The sequence below is a fragment of the Phytohabitans houttuyneae genome, from assembly GCF_011764425.1.
Classification (GTDB): domain Bacteria; phylum Actinomycetota; class Actinomycetes; order Mycobacteriales; family Micromonosporaceae; genus Phytohabitans; species Phytohabitans houttuyneae.
In genome coordinates this window covers 1995075-2011107 of sequence record NZ_BLPF01000002.1, presented here as the reverse complement: position 1 = coordinate 2011107, position 16033 = coordinate 1995075, and the positions used below count along the sequence as shown (strand labels likewise).

General features: G+C 73.5%; 14 protein-coding genes. 3 read left to right on the top strand and 11 right to left on the bottom strand.

Features of this window, described 5'->3' with window-relative positions; genetic code table 11:
- A complete protein-coding gene (locus Phou_RS32250) occupies nucleotides 1–1116 on the top strand; it encodes a glycosyltransferase family 4 protein (protein ID WP_173063112.1) in 1116 nt (371 codons plus the stop codon).
- 42 nt (nucleotides 1117–1158) lie between these two features.
- On the opposite strand, the gene Phou_RS32245 is transcribed toward Phou_RS32250, so the two are convergent.
- The 3 genes from Phou_RS32245 to Phou_RS32235 form a co-directional block, all read right to left on the bottom strand.
- Nucleotides 1159–1566, bottom strand: a complete 408-nt coding sequence (locus Phou_RS32245) for a hypothetical protein (protein ID WP_173063109.1) — start codon at nucleotides 1564–1566, stop codon at nucleotides 1159–1161.
- Between the two features lie 537 nt (nucleotides 1567–2103).
- On the bottom strand, nucleotides 2104–3141 hold the full coding sequence (locus Phou_RS32240; protein ID WP_173063106.1) for an IS30 family transposase: 1038 nt from the start codon (nucleotides 3139–3141) through the stop codon (nucleotides 2104–2106).
- A gap of 328 nt (nucleotides 3142–3469) precedes the next feature.
- Complete coding sequence (locus Phou_RS32235) at nucleotides 3470–4855, bottom strand: alpha/beta fold hydrolase (RefSeq protein WP_246274000.1); 1386 nt, start codon at nucleotides 4853–4855, stop codon at nucleotides 3470–3472.
- 108 nt (nucleotides 4856–4963) lie between these two features.
- Between Phou_RS32235 and Phou_RS32230 the strand changes: the two genes are divergently transcribed.
- The gene (locus Phou_RS32230) at nucleotides 4964–6148 is read left to right on the top strand and encodes a sensor histidine kinase (protein WP_246273999.1); all 1185 of its coding nucleotides are present in this window, start codon (nucleotides 4964–4966) and stop codon (nucleotides 6146–6148) included.
- Nucleotides 6136–6810: a response regulator transcription factor gene (locus Phou_RS32225; RefSeq protein WP_218579294.1), complete on the top strand. Its 675-nt coding sequence runs from the start codon at nucleotides 6136–6138 to the stop codon at nucleotides 6808–6810. The genes Phou_RS32230 and Phou_RS32225 overlap by 13 nt, the downstream gene beginning before the upstream one ends.
- A 98-nt stretch (nucleotides 6811–6908) precedes the next feature.
- Here Phou_RS32225 and Phou_RS32220 read toward each other — a convergent pair whose 3' ends face one another.
- From Phou_RS32220 to Phou_RS32185, 8 genes are all read right to left on the bottom strand, one after another.
- Nucleotides 6909–7757, bottom strand: coding sequence for an ABC transporter permease (locus Phou_RS32220; protein ID WP_173063103.1), 849 nt, complete (start codon nucleotides 7755–7757; stop codon nucleotides 6909–6911).
- Complete coding sequence (locus Phou_RS32215; RefSeq protein WP_246273998.1) at nucleotides 7754–8833, bottom strand: ABC transporter ATP-binding protein; 1080 nt, start codon at nucleotides 8831–8833, stop codon at nucleotides 7754–7756. Before Phou_RS32215 ends, Phou_RS32220 begins: the two co-directional genes overlap by 4 nt.
- Nucleotides 8830–9915, bottom strand: coding sequence for a hypothetical protein (locus tag Phou_RS32210; protein WP_173063100.1), 1086 nt, complete (start codon nucleotides 9913–9915; stop codon nucleotides 8830–8832). Before Phou_RS32210 ends, Phou_RS32215 begins: the two co-directional genes overlap by 4 nt.
- The gene (locus Phou_RS32205; RefSeq protein ID WP_246273997.1) at nucleotides 9899–10537 is read right to left on the bottom strand and encodes a sigma-70 family RNA polymerase sigma factor; all 639 of its coding nucleotides are present in this window, start codon (nucleotides 10535–10537) and stop codon (nucleotides 9899–9901) included. The genes Phou_RS32210 and Phou_RS32205 overlap by 17 nt, the downstream gene beginning before the upstream one ends.
- Nucleotides 10538–10643: 106 nt before the next feature.
- Nucleotides 10644–11324, bottom strand: a complete 681-nt coding sequence (locus Phou_RS32200) for a hypothetical protein (protein ID WP_173063097.1) — start codon at nucleotides 11322–11324, stop codon at nucleotides 10644–10646.
- A 155-nt stretch (nucleotides 11325–11479) separates the two neighbouring features.
- Complete coding sequence (locus tag Phou_RS32195) at nucleotides 11480–12934, bottom strand: glycoside hydrolase family 43 protein (protein ID WP_173063094.1); 1455 nt, start codon at nucleotides 12932–12934, stop codon at nucleotides 11480–11482.
- 9 nt (nucleotides 12935–12943) lie between these two features.
- A complete protein-coding gene (locus Phou_RS32190; RefSeq protein ID WP_173063091.1) occupies nucleotides 12944–14341 on the bottom strand; it encodes a family 43 glycosylhydrolase in 1398 nt (465 codons plus the stop codon).
- Nucleotides 14342–14453: 112 nt separating this feature from the next.
- Entirely contained in the window at nucleotides 14454–15653 is a 1200-nt protein-coding gene (locus Phou_RS32185) for an ROK family protein (RefSeq protein WP_173063088.1), read from the bottom strand.
- Between the last annotated feature and the right edge of the window lie 380 nt (nucleotides 15654–16033).

Here is a 16033-nt window from a genome sequence, read left to right as displayed (position 1 = left end):
ATGAAGGACTACGACCTGTGCGTGGCGGTCAACTACTACGCGCCGTACGTCAGCGGGTTGACCGAGGTGGCGCGGGTGCTCGCCGAAGGGCTGGCCGCCCGGGGCTGGCGGGTGGCGGTGGTGGCCAGCCAGCACGACAAGACGCTGCCGCTGCGGGAGAGCCGCGAGGGCGTGGACGTGTACCGCAGCCCGATGGTCGCCTCGATCAGCCGCGGTCCGGTGTGCCCCGGCTTCGCGCGGCTGGTGCGCCGGGTCGCCCGCCGCTCGCGCGTGGTCAACCTGCACCTGCCGATGCTGGAGGGTGCGGCGATCACCGGGCTGCCGCTGCGGGTGCCGGTGGTCAGCACGTACCACATCGACCTGTGGCTGCCGCCCACGCTGGTCACCCGGGCCGCGATGGCCGCGGTCCGGGTGTCGTCCCGGATCACCCTGCGCCGCTCGGACGCGGTGGTGGTCAACAGCGACGACCAAGCGCGGCACTCGCAGCTGTGGCCGGTGCTGCGGGACAGCCGCCGGTCCGCGATCGCGGCGCCCTGCCTCGACCGGCGCGGCGGCGAGCCGGCGTACCGGGAGACGTCCGGGCCACACATCGGCTTCCTCGGCCGGATCGTGCCGGACAAGGGGCTGGACTACCTGGTGGAGGCGTTCGCCGGGATCACCGACCCGCAGGCGCGCCTGCTGGTCGGCGGCGACTACCTCACCGTCGCGGGCGGCAGCGTGATCGACCGCGTCCGCGCGGCGGCCGAACGCGACAGCCGGATCCGGATCCTCGGCCTGCTGCGCGGCCGGCAGATCAACGACTTCTACGCCTCCATCGACGCGTTCGCGCTGCCGTCCGTCGCGGAGTCGTTCGGCATCGCGCAGGCCGAGGCGATGATGTGCGGCGTGCCGTCGGTGACCAGCGACCTGCCCGGCGGCCGCTACCCGGTGGTGGCCACCGGCATGGGCGCGGTGGTCCAGCCCCGCGACCCGGTCGGGCTGCGCGCCGCGCTGCTGGACGTGCTGGGCTGGGACGCCGACGCGCGCCGGCAGGGCGGCAAGCGGGCCCGCGAGGAGTTCGGTGTGGACGGTTGCATCGACCGGTACGCCGCCCTCTTCCGGGCACACTCCACATGAGACCCCGGCCGCGCGGACCCGCGTCGCGGCGCGGTGGCGAGGTCAGGCGCCGTCGACGGTCCCGGTGCCGAGCCAGCGCTGCAGCTCGCGCGTCGGGACGAGGATCACCGGACCCAGCGGGTCGCCCTTGAACGCCTCCCAGATGTCCTTCAGGTCCAGTGCCTTCTCCGCCGCCTCCTCGACGAGGATGCCGAGCGAACCTCCGCCGGGCGCGGGTGCCCCGGGCGCGGACCCGGACGCCGAGCTCGAGTCGGGCGCGACACCGGGGGCGGAGAAGCCGCCGTCGCCGGACGCACCGGACATGCCGCCCTCGAAGCCACCGGCGGCTTCGGCATCCTGGATCTGCTGCAGCGTCTCGGGCGCGAGCACCAGCGCGGGACCCGCCGCGCCCGCGGCCATCTCGCGCGCCTCCTCCATGGTGGACGCGGTCTGAGTCGACACATCAGGCATGATGCCCTCCCTCCGGACCCCCGCCGGTCAGGCCGCGGACCAAACCGGGTTGGTCGCCGCCCTGCGGGCACTGTCCGCTTTGTCCGACATCGCCAGTCTAGGACGCGGCGATCGCCGTCGCAGCCGAATGATCGCGACCGCGTCCGGTCCAGTGCCGGCTCCACGACGGTCACCAGCTCGGACCGCCGATCCACGCTCACCGCAACGACCTGTTCCAGGACCTTGAGCTACCGCGACGCTCGCGGTGGTCCGGACCGTTGCGCGGGGCCCCGGGGAAACGTGGAGCGCAGCGGAGCGTCTTCTTGGGGTGCGTTCCCGCGGCCTGACCCTCCGCGGTCGCAAGACTCAACCCCGCCGGCGGCCGCAGTGACCCCCAGACGATCTGTTCCCGAGGCAATGCGCCACCCGGCTCCTTGATCCCTGCGCAGCCGGTCTGGCCGGAGCAAGACAGCGCCGCCGTGGCGGTCAGTGACTATCGATCAGGGGCAGGCGGCGCGAGCTTCGAGATCTTGGTTAGTTTGCGCGTTATTGGCGGGGTCAACCGGTGGTTGCAACGCCTAGGAGCTGGGCCATCTTCTCACTGGGGGTGGCCCAGGCCAAGGTTTGGCGGGGGCGGCTGTTGAGTTCGTCGGCGACGGTGTCCAGGTCGGTTTGGCTGATGGTGGTGAAGTCGGTACGGCCTTTGGGGAAGTATTGGCGTAGTAGGCCGTTGGTGTTCTCGTTGCTGCCGCGTTGCCACGGTGATCGGGGGTCGCAGAAGTAGACCGGGCAGCCGGTAGCCGTCGTGAATTGCAGGTGGCGGGCCATCTCCGTGCCTTGGTCCCAGGTCAGTGAGGCCCGCAGCCGCTCGGGTAGCCGGCTCATCGCGGTGGCCAACTGGGCGATGACATGCTCGGAGACCTTGCCGTGGGGTAACCCGACCAGGATCACGAACCGGGTATGCCGCTCCACCAGCGTCGCGATCGCTGAACCGCCGGCACCGCGGCCGCCTTCGAGCAGATCACCTTCCCAATGCCCGGGCACCGCCCGATCACCGGCCTCGGCCGGACGGGCGGAGATATTCAACCCCAGCCAGGGCCGCTGCGAGCGGACCGGCCCACCATCGACCGGCCGAGCCCGACGCCGGGCCCGCCCAGACCGTAACGCCACCTGCCGAGCCAACTCCCCGCGTAGGTTCCCCCGCGCCTGCAGATAGATCGCCTGGTAGATCGTCTCGTGCGACACCCACATCTCCGGCTCGTCCGGGAACTCCACCCGTAACCGGGCCGCGATCTGCTGCGGTGACCAACGCCGCCGCAACCACCCCAGCACCACCTCCCGCAACCGACCCGACCCGACCAGCCTGGCCCGCTTCGGCCGCCGCGACCGCAGATAACACCGGTAATCAGCCACGCTGGCTCGATACCGCTGACCGTACTGCTCATCCGCACGAACCTCCCGCGACACCGTCGAACGATGCCGCCCCAACCGCCGCGCGATCGACCCGATCGACTCACCACCAGCCCGACCCAACGCAATCTGCTCACGCTCAGCAAAACTCAACCGCGCCGCCACCACACCACCCACCAAGATCATCAAAGAGTGTCGCAACCACCGATTGAAACCGCCATTTCGACGCGAACTTGCCAAGATCTGCCGAAGCGGGCTCCTGGGTTGAGCTCGGCGACCGCGGAGGGTGAGGCGGCACCCCGCGCACAGCGGCAGCTCACCTCCAACTCGGGGTCGGGCTAGATCTGCGCGAGCAGGCTCTTTCGGGGTGACCTAGGCGACCGCGGACGGTGAGGCCGCGGGAGCAACGGTCCGGACCACGACGGGCATCGCGGTAGCCCAAAATCCTTTGAAACAAATCGAACCGCGCACCGCGACCGCGCGACAGGACGCCGGGCGGCGCCGCGGACGTCCCTCAGGGTGGCGGGAGGAGCCGTTCCATGAAGGACACGAAGCGGCCCGGCTCGTCGAACATCGCGCGGTGGCCCGCGGCCGCGAAGACCTCCTGGTGCTTGCGCGGGGCCTGGAGCCGCTCGTACCACTGCGCGAACGGCACGGCCAGCCCGCGCATCTCGCGTCCACCTTGGACGAAGTAGGCGGGCACCTCGAGGCGGGGCACGTCGCGGCGCAGGTCGACGCGGGCCATCGACGGGTACTGGGCGCTCCAGGTGTCGAGGATCGCGTTCAGGGTGTGCACCTTCTGCAGCAGCGTGTACTCGGGGACGTCGACCGTGAAGGCGGGCGTGCCCTGGCCGTACGCCTCCGGCGCGTACGTCATCAGCGGCTCGTAGCCGTACACGCTGTCGTACGGCGGCGGTCCCTGCGCGGCCAGCTGCCGGGCCAGCCCGTCCCGGCCGGTGGCGCGCGCCCAGGCGAGGACGTCGGTGTGGAAGATGCGGTCGCTGGCGGTGAGGTCGACCGCCTGGCCGGTGCCGATGTAGGCGTGGTAGCGGTCGGGGTGGCGTTGGGCGGCGAGCACGCCGACGATCGAGCCTCCCGAGTGCGCCAGCAGGTAGATCCTGGCCCTGCCGAAGCGGTCGCGCAGGTAGTCGGTGACGGCGATGGTGTCCGCGACCGCGCCGTCCAGCGTCGCCGCGCCGGTGGGGTCGAGGGCGGGGTAGGACCCGCCGCCGCCGCGCCGGTCCAGCGTCGCCACCACGAACCGCTTCTCCAGCGGGGCCAGGCGGCGGCGCATCGCGCCCAGCTCGGAGCCGCCGGGCGCGCCGGGGATGAAGAGCAGCACCGGCGCCGCCGCGTCCTGGCCGCGGATCATGACGCGCAGGCCGTGCACGGCGGCCAGGTCGGCGACGCCGCCCGGTCCGGTCGAGGCGGTGCGCGCGGGGATCGCGACGGCCGCGGTGAGGGCGACGAGCGCGGCGGTGACCAGCGCGGTGGCCGCCCGGCGGATCCGGCTGGCACGCTGCCCGCGCCGGGTCAGGCCGGCCCCGTAGGCGGCGCCCAGCACGAGCGGCAGCACGGACAGCACGCCGTGCACGCCCCGGCCGGTGACCAGCGCGAGGATCCCGAACGGGCTCGCGTGCGGGGCGTCGACGGACGGTCCCGGTACCCCCGCGCGGGTCAGCTCCAGGGCCGCGACGAAGGCCGCCGGGGCCGCGAGCATGGACCACCGCGAACGGCTCGCCCACCCCGCGGCCAGCCCCACCGCCGCGCTGATGCCGACCGACCACAGCGCGTCGGCGTTGGTGAGCGGGCCGCGCGGCGTCCAGCGCGCCGCCACCACACCCCACAGGACCGCGACGGCGAGTGCGGCGGCCGGGCGCCACAAGCGTGTGACCATCATGGACCGACGATGCGGCGCGGCGGTGGCGGCGCGCATCGGACCGCGGTCGTGGCGCCGCCCGCGACTTTGGTAGGTGCCGCCGCGCGCCGGGGCTCGTAGGCTGCGCCCATGTCCACGTTGCTGTTCGCGCTGCTCGTGCCCGAGCCGGCGGGCAGCCCCGGGTCGGCGCGGCGCGACCGGGTGGCGGACGGCATCGCGATCGGGCTGGCCCTCGCCTACGGGGCGGTGATGGTGCGGCTCGGCGACGCCACGTCGCCCGGCGCGGTCGTGCCGTGGCCGGTGGACGTCGCGGTCGGCGTGCTCTGCGCGGCCACGCTGGTGGTACGCCGCCGCCGGCCGGTCGGGCTCGCGCTGGCGCTGCTGCCGTTCGGCGCGGTGTCGATCATGGCGACCGGACCGGTCACCGCCGCGCTCTTCACGGCCGCGGTCCGGCGGCGGGGGCGGGTCGTCCTGCTGCTCGGTGCGGCGAACGTCCTGCTCGCCGGCCTCTACTTCCTCCTGCACGACCAGCCGGCCTACCCGCTGTGGGTCGACTTCGTCGTGCGCGGCGTGGTCACGGTCGCGGCCGTCGGGTGGGGGCTGTTCGTGCAGGCGCACCGGCGGCTGACCCGCTCGCTGCGCGAGCACGCCGCACGGCTGGAGGCCGAGCAGCACCTGCGCGTGGACCAGGCGCGGCTGACCGAGCGCACCCGGATCGCCCGGGAGATGCACGACGTCCTCGCCCACCGCATGTCGCTCGTCAGCCTGCACGCCGGGGCGCTGGAGGTGCGCACCGACGCGCGGCCCGACGAGGTGGCGCTCGCGGCGGCCGCGATCCGCGACAGCTCGCACGAGGCGCTGCAGGAGCTGCGTACCGTCATCGGCGTGCTCCGGGAAGGCACTCCCGGGCGGCCGGAGCCGCCGCAGCCGGACCTGGGCGACCTGCCCGCGCTCGTCGACGACGCCCGCGCCGGCGGGATGGCGGTCGCCTACACCAGCGGCGTGCCGGCGGCGGGCCCGTCGGTGGCGCTCGGCCGCACCGTGTACCGCCTGGTGCAGGAGGGGCTCACCAACGCCCGCAAGCACGCGCCGGGCAGCCCGGTGGAGGTGGTGCTCGACGGCGCGGCCGGCGACCACCTGCGGGTCACCGTCACCAACGCCTGCCCGCCCACCCCGGCGCGGCCGGCGGTGCCGGGTGCCGGCATGGGCCTTGTCGGGCTCGCCGAGCGGGTCGCGCTGGCCGGCGGCCGGATCGAGTACGGCGCCGAGCGCGACACCTTCCGCCTGCGGGCCTGGCTGCCGTGGCCGGGCTGACCCGCGAGCGGCCGATCCGGGTGGCCGTCGTGGACGACGACCCGCTGGTCCGCGCCGGGCTGCGCATCCTGCTCGGCGGCTGGCCGGACATCGAGGTGGTCGCCGAGGGCGGCGACGGCCTGGAGGCGGTGTCGATCGCCGACGCCCACCTGGTCGACGTCATCCTCATGGACATCCGCATGCCGAGGGTCGACGGCCTGGTCGCCACCCAGCGCATCCGCGGCCGGCGGTCGGCGCCGCAGGTGATCGTGCTGACCACGTTCAACGCCGACGAGTACGTGCTCGAGGCGCTGCGCGGCGGGGCCAGCGGCTTCCTGCTCAAGGACACCCCGCCGCACGACATCATCGAGGCGGTGCGGACGGTCGCCGCCGGCGCGGCCACCCTCTCCCCCGCCGTCGTCCGCCAGCTCATCGACCACATCGCCGACCCGGCGGCCGGGCCGCGCCGCGCCGAGGCCCGCGCCCGCCTCGCCCGCCTCACCGACCGCGAGCGCGAGGTCGCCGTCGCGGTCGGGCGCGGCCTGTCGAACGCGGAGATCAGCGCCGCGCTCGGCATGAGCGTGCCGACGGTCAAGGGCCACGTGTCGCGGCTGCTGTCCAAACTGGACCTCAACAACCGCGTCCAGGTCGCCCTCCTCATCCACGACGCCGGGTCCATTTAGGACAATCATTTGGGCTGCCGCGGCGTCCGTCGTGGTCCGGACCGTCGCTCCCGCCACGTCACCCGCCGCGGCTGGTCGCCCTCACCCCGCCGCGCCGGTCACAGGTCGCGGCGCTGGAAGGAGACGGCGGCGAGGCCCAGGACGAGGGCGACCCAGACCACCGCCCAGCCGGCGTACGCGGGGGTGAGGCCCGAGGAGCTCAGGAACGGGTGCCCCTTGAACGCCTCGCTGAACTGGGTCAGCAGCGTCGGGTCCTGGAAGGAGTTCATCGCGCCGCGCCACAGGCCGTCGGTCGGCAGCAGCATGCGGGAGATGGTGCCGACGCGGGCCACGCTGTCGTTGTCCAGCGCCGTGCCGACGCCGCCGACCACGCCGGCGATCCAGGTAGAGCCGAAGAGGCCGACCGCGACGATGCCGGAGGCCATCGGTGAGATCGCGGTCGACAGCAGTAGCCCGAGCGTGAGCAGCACCGCCGCCTGCGCGGCGAGCAGCGCCAGGCCGGCGACCGGGTTCGGCGGCCAGTAGCCGGTGGTAATGCGGACGATGAGCAGCTGGGCGAGCCCGGCCACCGCGACGAAGCCGCTGCCGAACGCCACCAGCCCCAGCCACTTGCCCAGCAGCACCGCCGAGCGGCGGACCGGGCGGGCCAGCACCGCGAGCGCGATGCCGGACTCGGTCTCGCCGGACATGGTGGGACCGGCGAGGAAGGCGGTGCCGAGCGCGGCGATCAGGCTCAGGCCGAACATCACCAGGTTGAGCACCAGCGACGCGGTCAGCCGCGCCTCGCCGCTGGTCATGCCGCCGAACTCGGCGTCGATGCGGGAGAAGCCCCAGGCGCTGAGCGACAGCAGTACGACGGTCAGCGCGGCCAGCGAGCGCAGCACCTTCCGGCGGGCGGCCTCCTTGAGCGTGAGGCCGGCGATCGTGAGAACGGTACGGACGGTCATCGCTGCTCCTCGCCGGGACTGAGTTGACTGCGCTCGCTCCGCTCGCTGAGGCCTCCGGGAAGCCGGCGCAATCCGGCCTCGTCGCTGCGCTCCTCGGACCGGATCCCGCCGGCCCCGGGGCCGGTACGCAGAATGTCGAGCAGCCGCTCCTCGAGGCTGATCCGCCCCGGCTCCACGGCGTGTACGCGGACCCCGAGGCGGACCAGGTCGGCCACCAGGTCGGGGACGACCGCGTCGTCGAGCTCGGCGGGGAGCGCCACGGCGTACCCCTCGCCGCTGCGGGTCAGCCGCCCCGCCGCGGCCAACCGGGCCTCCGCCTCGGGTCCCACGGCGTCGAGCCGCAGCCGCAGCTCGCGCTGGCCGAGCAGCTCCGGCAGCGTGCCGGACGCGGCCACCCGCCCCTTGTCCAGGATCACGACGCGGTCGCAGACCCGTTCGACCTCGCCGATGAGGTGCGAGTTGAGCAGGACGGCGACCCCGCGCGCCTTGAGCGACAGCAGCAGGTCGCGGACGTCGGCGCGGCCGAGCGGGTCCAGGGCGCTCGTCGGCTCGTCGAGGATGACCAGCTCCGGGCGGGCGACCAGCGCGACGGCCAGCCCGAGGCGCTGCTGCATGCCCTTGGAGAAGCCGCCCACCCGGTCGCCGGCGCGGTCGGCGAGGCCGACGAGGGCGAGGCAGTCGCGCCGCTCCTGCTCCGGCACCGTCGCGCCGGCGAGCCGCACGTGCAGCGCCAGCACCTCGGCGGCGCTGAGCCACGGCTGGTACCGGAAGAGCTCGGGCAGGTAGCCGACGCGGGCCCGGGCGTTCGGGTCGGCCGCGCGCCGCCCGAGCAGCAGCACCTCGCCGGCGTCGGCCCGGACCAGGCCGAGGAGCATCTTGATGACGCTGGTCTTGCCGGCGCCGTTGGGACCGAGCAGCCCCAGCACCTCGCCCCGCTCGACGGTGAAGGAGACGCCGTCGACGGCCGTGCGCCGCTTGTACCGCTTGTGCAGCCCCGAGCACCACACCGCGGGCGACGGTGGCAGGTCGGCGAACACCTCGTGCGCGCCGTCCTCCCGCGTGACCGGGCCGCTCACCGGTCCCACCTCAGCCCTCGCGCCACCGAGAGCACCTCGTCGGCGCTGAGCGAGCCGGCCACCGCGGTGACGACCCCGTCGTCGACCCAGACCACGCCGGCGACCGTACCGTCGCGCGAGGCGAGCACCGTGGCCGGCAGCCCGCCGACGTCCGCGGGTGAGCTGGTCATGTTCTCGGCCGCCATGAACAGCGGCAGCGTCGTCCCGTCGCCGGAGAAACCCCGCAGCTGCGCGGCCACGTTGTCCGGCAGCACCGGCAGGGACAGCAGGTAGTCGCGGGCCGTCTCGAACGGGATGCCCGAGGAGTACGCGGTCGGCGCGACCGCGCGGCCGACGAACATGGCCGGTACCGGGCGCCCCTCCGACCAGGCCAGCGCGAGGCCGGGCCCGGCGTTCAGGCGGAACTGGCTGCCGTCGAGCCCGGGCGGTGGCGGCGGCAGCTTCTCGCCGGCCGCCTCGGAGAAGCGCCGGGCCTTGTCGACCGAGAACGTGAAGGTCGCGCTGACCCGCCCGAGCACGTGGTACGTGGGCTGCCCCGTGACGCCGCGCGGCAGCTCGGCCACCCGCGGCACGCCGAGGCCGGTGGCCTCCTGGGCGGCGGCCGCGCTGCCGACCGTGCGGATCCTGATCTCCTCGGTGATCGCGAGCTCGCCGAAGTCGTCCAGCTCGGGGAGCTTGACCAGGTCGGCCGTGGGCGCGCTGACCGGTGCGATCTGCTCGGCGTGGAAGAACGGCAGCCAGTTGGCGGCGGCCGCGGTGCTCGCACCGGCCAGCAGCGTGACGGCGCCGACGACGGCGACCAACGGGCTGCGCAGCGCGGCGCGCCAGCGGCGGCCGGGAGCGGTGGCCGCACCCCGCCGGCCCTCGACGGCCGCCGCGCGGGACAGCCGCTGCCACGCGGCGTCCACGTCCGGTGCGACCTCGACGTCAAGTGCCGCGCCGACGGCCACGGCGTCCTCGCGGATCGCCGCCAGCCCGGACCGGCACACCGGGCACGCCGCCACGTGCGCGCGGTCGGCGTCGGCCACACCCGCCGGCTCGTCCAGGAGCCGGCGCAACGTGCCGTCAGTCGGATGACGCATGACGGTTCAACTCCTCGCGTAGGGCTGACTCGGCGCGCCGCACGGTCGTGCCGACGCTGCCCGGTGAGAGATCGAGAGCGGCGGCGACCTCGGCGTAGCTGAGGCCGCTGTGCCGCAGGACAAGGGCGACGGCCTGCTTGCGGGGCAGCCGCGCCAGCGCCGCGCGGACGCGGCGGCGTTCGTCGAGGGTCACGACCGCGTCGGCGACGTCCGGGGACACGGTGTCGCCGCCGCCGGCCGCCTCCTCCCGGGACGCGCGGCGGCGCCCGGAGCGGAGGTGGTTAAGCGCGGTGTGCGCCGCGGCGACGGACAGCCAGCCGACCGCCTCGCCCGCCGGCACCGACGTGCGCCCGAAGGTCAGGAACACCTCCTGGGCGACGTCCTCCGCCTCGTGCCGGGAGCCCAGCACGCGCGCGGCGACCGCGACGACCCGCGGGTAGGCCGCACGGAAGACCTGTTCGAGATCGGGACGGACGGCCGCTCGTCCCGGAGGAGTCGACACGGCCACGGCGTCCTTCCGCTCCGCTCGCCTCACCGCCCGGCCGCGCCCGTCGAGCGACAGCAGCGCCGGCACGGCGGCTGCGGTACGACCGCGCCCCGCGAGCTCTACATCTTCCTCCACATCTTGAAAGCACCGCCACCGCCGGGGATGTGACACACGCCGGCCGGTACGCACGAAAAATGGCCGCCCGCGCGTGCGCGGGCGGCCATTTTCGCGGCTGTTCGGGTCAGCTCACGAACCGGCTCCGCCGGCGCCGGGCGATGACGAGCGCGAGCAGCCCGCCGCCGGTGACCAGGGCCAGGCCGGCGGCCACGATCGGCAGCGGGTCCCCGCCGGTGACCGGCAGGGACGGCCCGGCCGCGGGGGTCGTCGGCACGAGCGTCGCGGGCGGCTGCGTGGCCGTCGGCTCGGGCGTGGGCGGCGCGGTGGTGGCCGGCGGGCCGCTGGTCGGCGGGCCCTGGGTGGGCGGCGTCGTGGGCAGGCCCGGGCCGTCGTAGTCGGGCTCGCACTCGTCGTCGATCGTGTACGACAGGCTGAGCGTGGCGAACTGGACGCCGATGTTCACCGTCACGGACAGCGTGAACGGGCCGTCGTAGGCGGGGCTGAACTCCTGCGTGCCGGTCAGCGTGCCGGTCTGGCCGTCGACGGCCGCCGGGATCACCGAGCCGACCGCGATGCCGGACAGCTCCACCGGTCCCGCGTCGACCTGCATGACGGTCGCGGGGATGGGATTGGTGTTGGTGAGCTGCCAGCCCGCCAGCACGTAGTCCAAGGTGCAGTTCGGGCCGCCGAACAGGGCGATGCCGTGCTCCGGGTTGGCCTGCGCGGCGGTCGGCACGGCGAACACCGCGCCGGCTATGACGGCGGTGGCGGCGAGGACCCGCCGCCACGGGTGCCGGAAAGTCACAACGAGCTCCTGGTGAGATGAGGGAACAAGCGCAGATCATTGGCCAGCGCGGATCCTCGCGTCGACCCCGGCGCGGAAGTCCCGTGGAAACCCGCGCCCGACCCGGCCGCGCGGGTAGGGAAAACACGGACCGCGCGGCGCGGCGAGCGCCTTCATCAGCTCGTCAGCCGGAACGTGGCGTCGTTGCGGGCCGTCGCGTCCGGGATCGTGTCCAGCCGCAGCACGTAGCTGTAGTGCCGGATGTACCGGTCCGGGTAGTTGTACGACTGGAACGACGCCCACGACGAGTTGGCCAGCCCGGCCACCTGCCGGAACGTCGCGTCACCGGCGAACGTGCCGCTGCCGTCGTTGCTGGCCAGCTGGAAGTCGAAGCCGTAGTGGCGCAGGTAGTACCCGGGGTAGTTGACCGACTCGAACGAGACCGTGCCCGACGCGCCGGCGAGGCCCGGCCGCACCCGGAACTGGGCGTCCTGCGCGGGGCTCACGTTCGGGTCGATGCGCACGTCGTAGTTGGCGTGGCGCACGTACCGGTCCTGGAAGTTGTACGACTGGATCCGGTTGACCGGCAGCGTGCTGCCCCACTTGCCCAGCACCCGGCTCTGCTCGGCGGCGGTGATGTTGAGAATCGAGCCGTGCCGCTTGCGGCTGCCGCCCATCGCGTAGTCGGTGCGGGTCCGGAAGTTCTGCACGCTGCCGAGGTTGGTGGAGGTGATCGGCATGTAGCCGCGGCCCGTCGCGTACTGGTCCAGCCACAGCGCCCACTCGTTGCGCCCGTTGAACTGCGCCCACATCGGGCCCTCGACCACATTGCCGCCGCCGGTGCCGTTGGAGATGCCCATGTGCGAGAGGTTGCCGAGCGTGGTCCACGAGCCGAGCACCGAGTTGCTGCCCTCGATCGTGATGTGCCCGTCGGCGGAGGCGCGGTAGTACCGGTACCCGCCGGTGCTGTTCGGCACCTCGATGATCTGGGTGTCGATGATGCCCTGGCCGCTGCCCCGGTTGATGTACAGCTGCGGCGCGGTGAACGTGCGGAAGTCGCTGGTCCGCACGTACCAGATGCGGTGCTTGGTCACGCCGTCGCGCAGCGAGTTGGTGGCCCAGTAGACGACGTAGTCGTTGGTCGCCGCGTTCCAGATGGCCTCGGGCGCCCAGGCGTTGCCGGCGCCGCTGATGCCCGCGGCGACGTTGAGCAGGCGCGGCGCGGACCAGTTGACGAGGTCCGTGGACTCCCACACGACGAGCGAGGTGCTGCCCCGGTTGGCCGCGTCGCTCCACGAGGTGCCGCTGGCGATCCGCAGGTCGGTCGCGACGATCCAGTAGCGGTCGCCGGCGGGCGAGCGGACCAGGGCGGGGTCCCGGACGCCGCGGGTGCCGACCGTGGAGAGCAGGACCGGGCTGCCGTTGTTGAGGTCCGTCCAGCGCAGGCCGTCAGTGCTGTGCGCCAGGTAGATCTGCTCGCCGGTCGCCGACTCGCCGGTGAAGTGCGCCATCAGGTAACCGACCGTCGGGTCGAGCGCGGCGGCGGGTTGTGCGGTGGTCACCGCCCATGATGTGCACAGCAGGACCGCGGCCATGAGCGTGGTGCCCAGGCGTCTGAAGGCTCGCCTCATCGGGTTCTCCTAAAGGGTGGGGACGACCGGGCGGATGGTGCCGTCGGCGTTGAACTCCATCCGGTCGATGGTGGTTTCGCGGTTGGTGCCGTTGCCGGCCGGCACGGCGAACCGGTGGTACGCCACGTACCACGTGTCGGTGCCGGGCGCCCGCACGACGGAGTGGTGGCCGGTGCCCTTGATGCCGGCGTCGAGCCGCTTCTGCAGCACCACGCCGCGGTTGGTCCACGGGCCGAGGGGCGTGGAGCCGGTGGCGTACGCGACCCGGTAGTCCTCGCTGCGCGTGTCGTTCTCGGACCACATCAGGTAGTACACGCCGTTGCGCTTGAACACGAACGGCGCCTCGTTGTAGCCGGACGGCGTGATGACCCGCACCTGCGCCGCGTCGAAGGAGACCATGTCGGCGTTCAGCCGCACGGCCCGCGCGACGCCCTGCCCCCAGTACAGGTAGGACTGTCCATTGTCGTCGGTGAAGACCATCGGGTCGATCGCCTGCCCGCCGGAGAACTGGCTGCCGGTCACCAGCGGCCGGCCCAGCGCGTCCCGGAACGGGCCGGCCGGCGAGTCGGCCACCGCCACGCCCAGCTGCTTTGTCGTGTTGCCGCTGGCGAGGCCGCCGCTGAAGTACAGGTAGTACCGCCCGTTGGCGGTGGCCACCGCGGGCGCCCAGGCCGAGTTGTCGGCCCAGGACACGTCCGGCCCGTGGTCGAGGATCACGCCGTGGTCGGTCCAGTTGACGAGGTCGGTGGAGGAGAACGCCTTGTAGTAGGTGCCGCCCCAGCCCGCGTACCCGTCCGTCGTCGGGTACAGGTAGTAGCGGCCGTTGAAGCTGGCGATGTGCGGGTCGGCGAACAGGCCCGGGATCACCGGGCCCTTGGCCGTCTTCGGCGCCCACGGGGACACCAGGCGGAACGAGCTGTCCGCCCGGAAGGCCGCCGTGTCCTGCGTCGCGTCCAGCCAGAGCGCGAAGTCACGGTGGCGGATCCGCCGGCCCGGGTAGTTGTACGACGTCAGCGCGACCGACCCGGCCTCCGCACCGTCGACCGCGCAGAAGGTGGCGTCGGCGCGGAACGCCGCTTCGCCGGTGTTGGCGTCGATCCGCAGCCGGTAGTCGCGGTGCCGCAGGAAGAGCCCGTCCCTGGTCTGCAGGGAGTAGCAGGTGGGCGAGGCGAGCCCGTTGACCACCGTGAACGTCGCGTCCCGCTTGAGCTGCGCGGTGCTGCCCGACGTGACCGCCTCGACCTGGCCCAGCCCGCCGGCGTGGCGCACGAACCGGCCGGGGTAGTTGACCGACTCCAGCGAGCGGGCGCCGGTCGGCAGCGCGGCCGCCTGCGCCGGGCTGCCCGACACCACGACGACAAGGCCGGCGACCAATGTGGACAGTGCGAGGACCGGGAGGATACGCATCGCGGGACTCCAATGTTACGGTCGCGTTGCGCACGAGTGTTAGCGATAACATGCACGGCTGTCAACCCCTCGCGCGACTTTTTCAAACCCATTGACGAAGGGGTAGCAGTTTTTACGCGCGGGACCCGATCCCAGCCAGGCACTGCTCCAGCGCGAACGTCGCGGCGCCCAGGCTCACCGGGTTGCCCGCGATCCCGCACAGCGTGATCTCCGCGGCGGCGAGCGGCCGGGTCAGCGCGCGCTCGGCGGCCACCGCGCGCACCTCCGCCAGCAGCGGCTCGCCCAGCAGCCCGGCCACCCAGCTGCTGAGCACCACCACCTCCGGGTTGACCAGGTTGATCAGGTCGGCGATCGCGACGCCCAGGTACCGCGCCGACTCGGCCAACGCCTTGACCGCGACGGGGTCGCCGGCCGCGATGCCTTCCGCGAGCGCCCGGATCGTCGCGGTCTGGTCCTGCGGGTGCAGCATGGCGCTGTCCGGAGCCAGGTCGCGCAGGTTCTGCATGATCCCCGGCGCCCCTACGTACGCCTCGACGCAGCCGCGGCTGCCGCAGTGACACGGCCGGCCGTCGAGCACCAGCGTGGTGTGCCCCCACTCCCCCGCGCTGTTTGTCGCTCCCCGGTGCAGCGCGCCGCCGAACACGAACCCGGCGCCGACGCCGGTGCCCAGGTTGACCACCGCCACGTCGTCGCGGCCCCGCCCGGCCCCGAACCACAGCTCGGCGACCGCGCACGCGCGCAACGGGTTGTCCAGGTAGAGCGGCAGGTCAAGCGAGGCGGCGAGCATGCCACGCAGCGGCACGTCGTGCCAGTCCCAGTTGGGCGCGAACACCGACACCCCGCCCTCGCGGTCCACCTGGCCCGGCACGCTCACGCCGACACCGAGCACCCGCTCGTGCGGCGCGCCGGCCCGCGCGAGGGCGCCCCGCAGGCTGGACAGGATGTGCGCGACCACCTGCTCGGGCCGCGCCTCGTCCGGGTGCAGCGCCTCCTCGACGCTGGCGAGCACGGTCAGGGCGGGGTCGAAGACCTCGACGTGCACGTACGTCTCGGCCACGTCGACGCCCACCAGCACGCCGCCGGCCGGGTTGACCGCGATCAGCCCGCGCGGCCGGCCGCCGCCGGAGTCCTGGTAGCCGACCTCGACCAGCAGCCCCAGCTCGAGCAGCTCGCCGACGAGGTTGGCCACGGTGGCGAAGCTCAGCCCGGTCAGGCCGGCGACCTGCTGCCGCGAGACCGTCGCGGACGCGATGATGTGCCGCATCACCTCGAACCGGTTTGCGACCCGGATGTCCCTTGAGGTCCGCCGCACACCGCCGACTCTAAACGCTTCGATGCCCGCCCTCCGCGCGGGATTTCCGCGTATGGGCAGAGATCGTGGTACGGATCCGCCCGCGGGAGGGCCAGTCCGTACCACGATCCGGCGGCGGTGACGGGGTCGACCTTCGCCCGGCCGCGCGAGATCTGGCTACCGCGGTGTCCGCGGTGGTCCGGACCGCTGCGCAGGGCTCCGGGGAAAGGTGGAGCGCGGCGGAGCGTCGTCCTGGGGTGCGTTCCCGCGGCTCACCCTCCGCGGTCGCCCAGCTCACCCCGAAGAGCCAGTTCTCGAGGCACCCCGCCCGCACCTGATCGGACGTCACGGACCGTCAGCGGGCGACGCTGCACTGTGGACGGACCCGGAGCAAGGCGGCG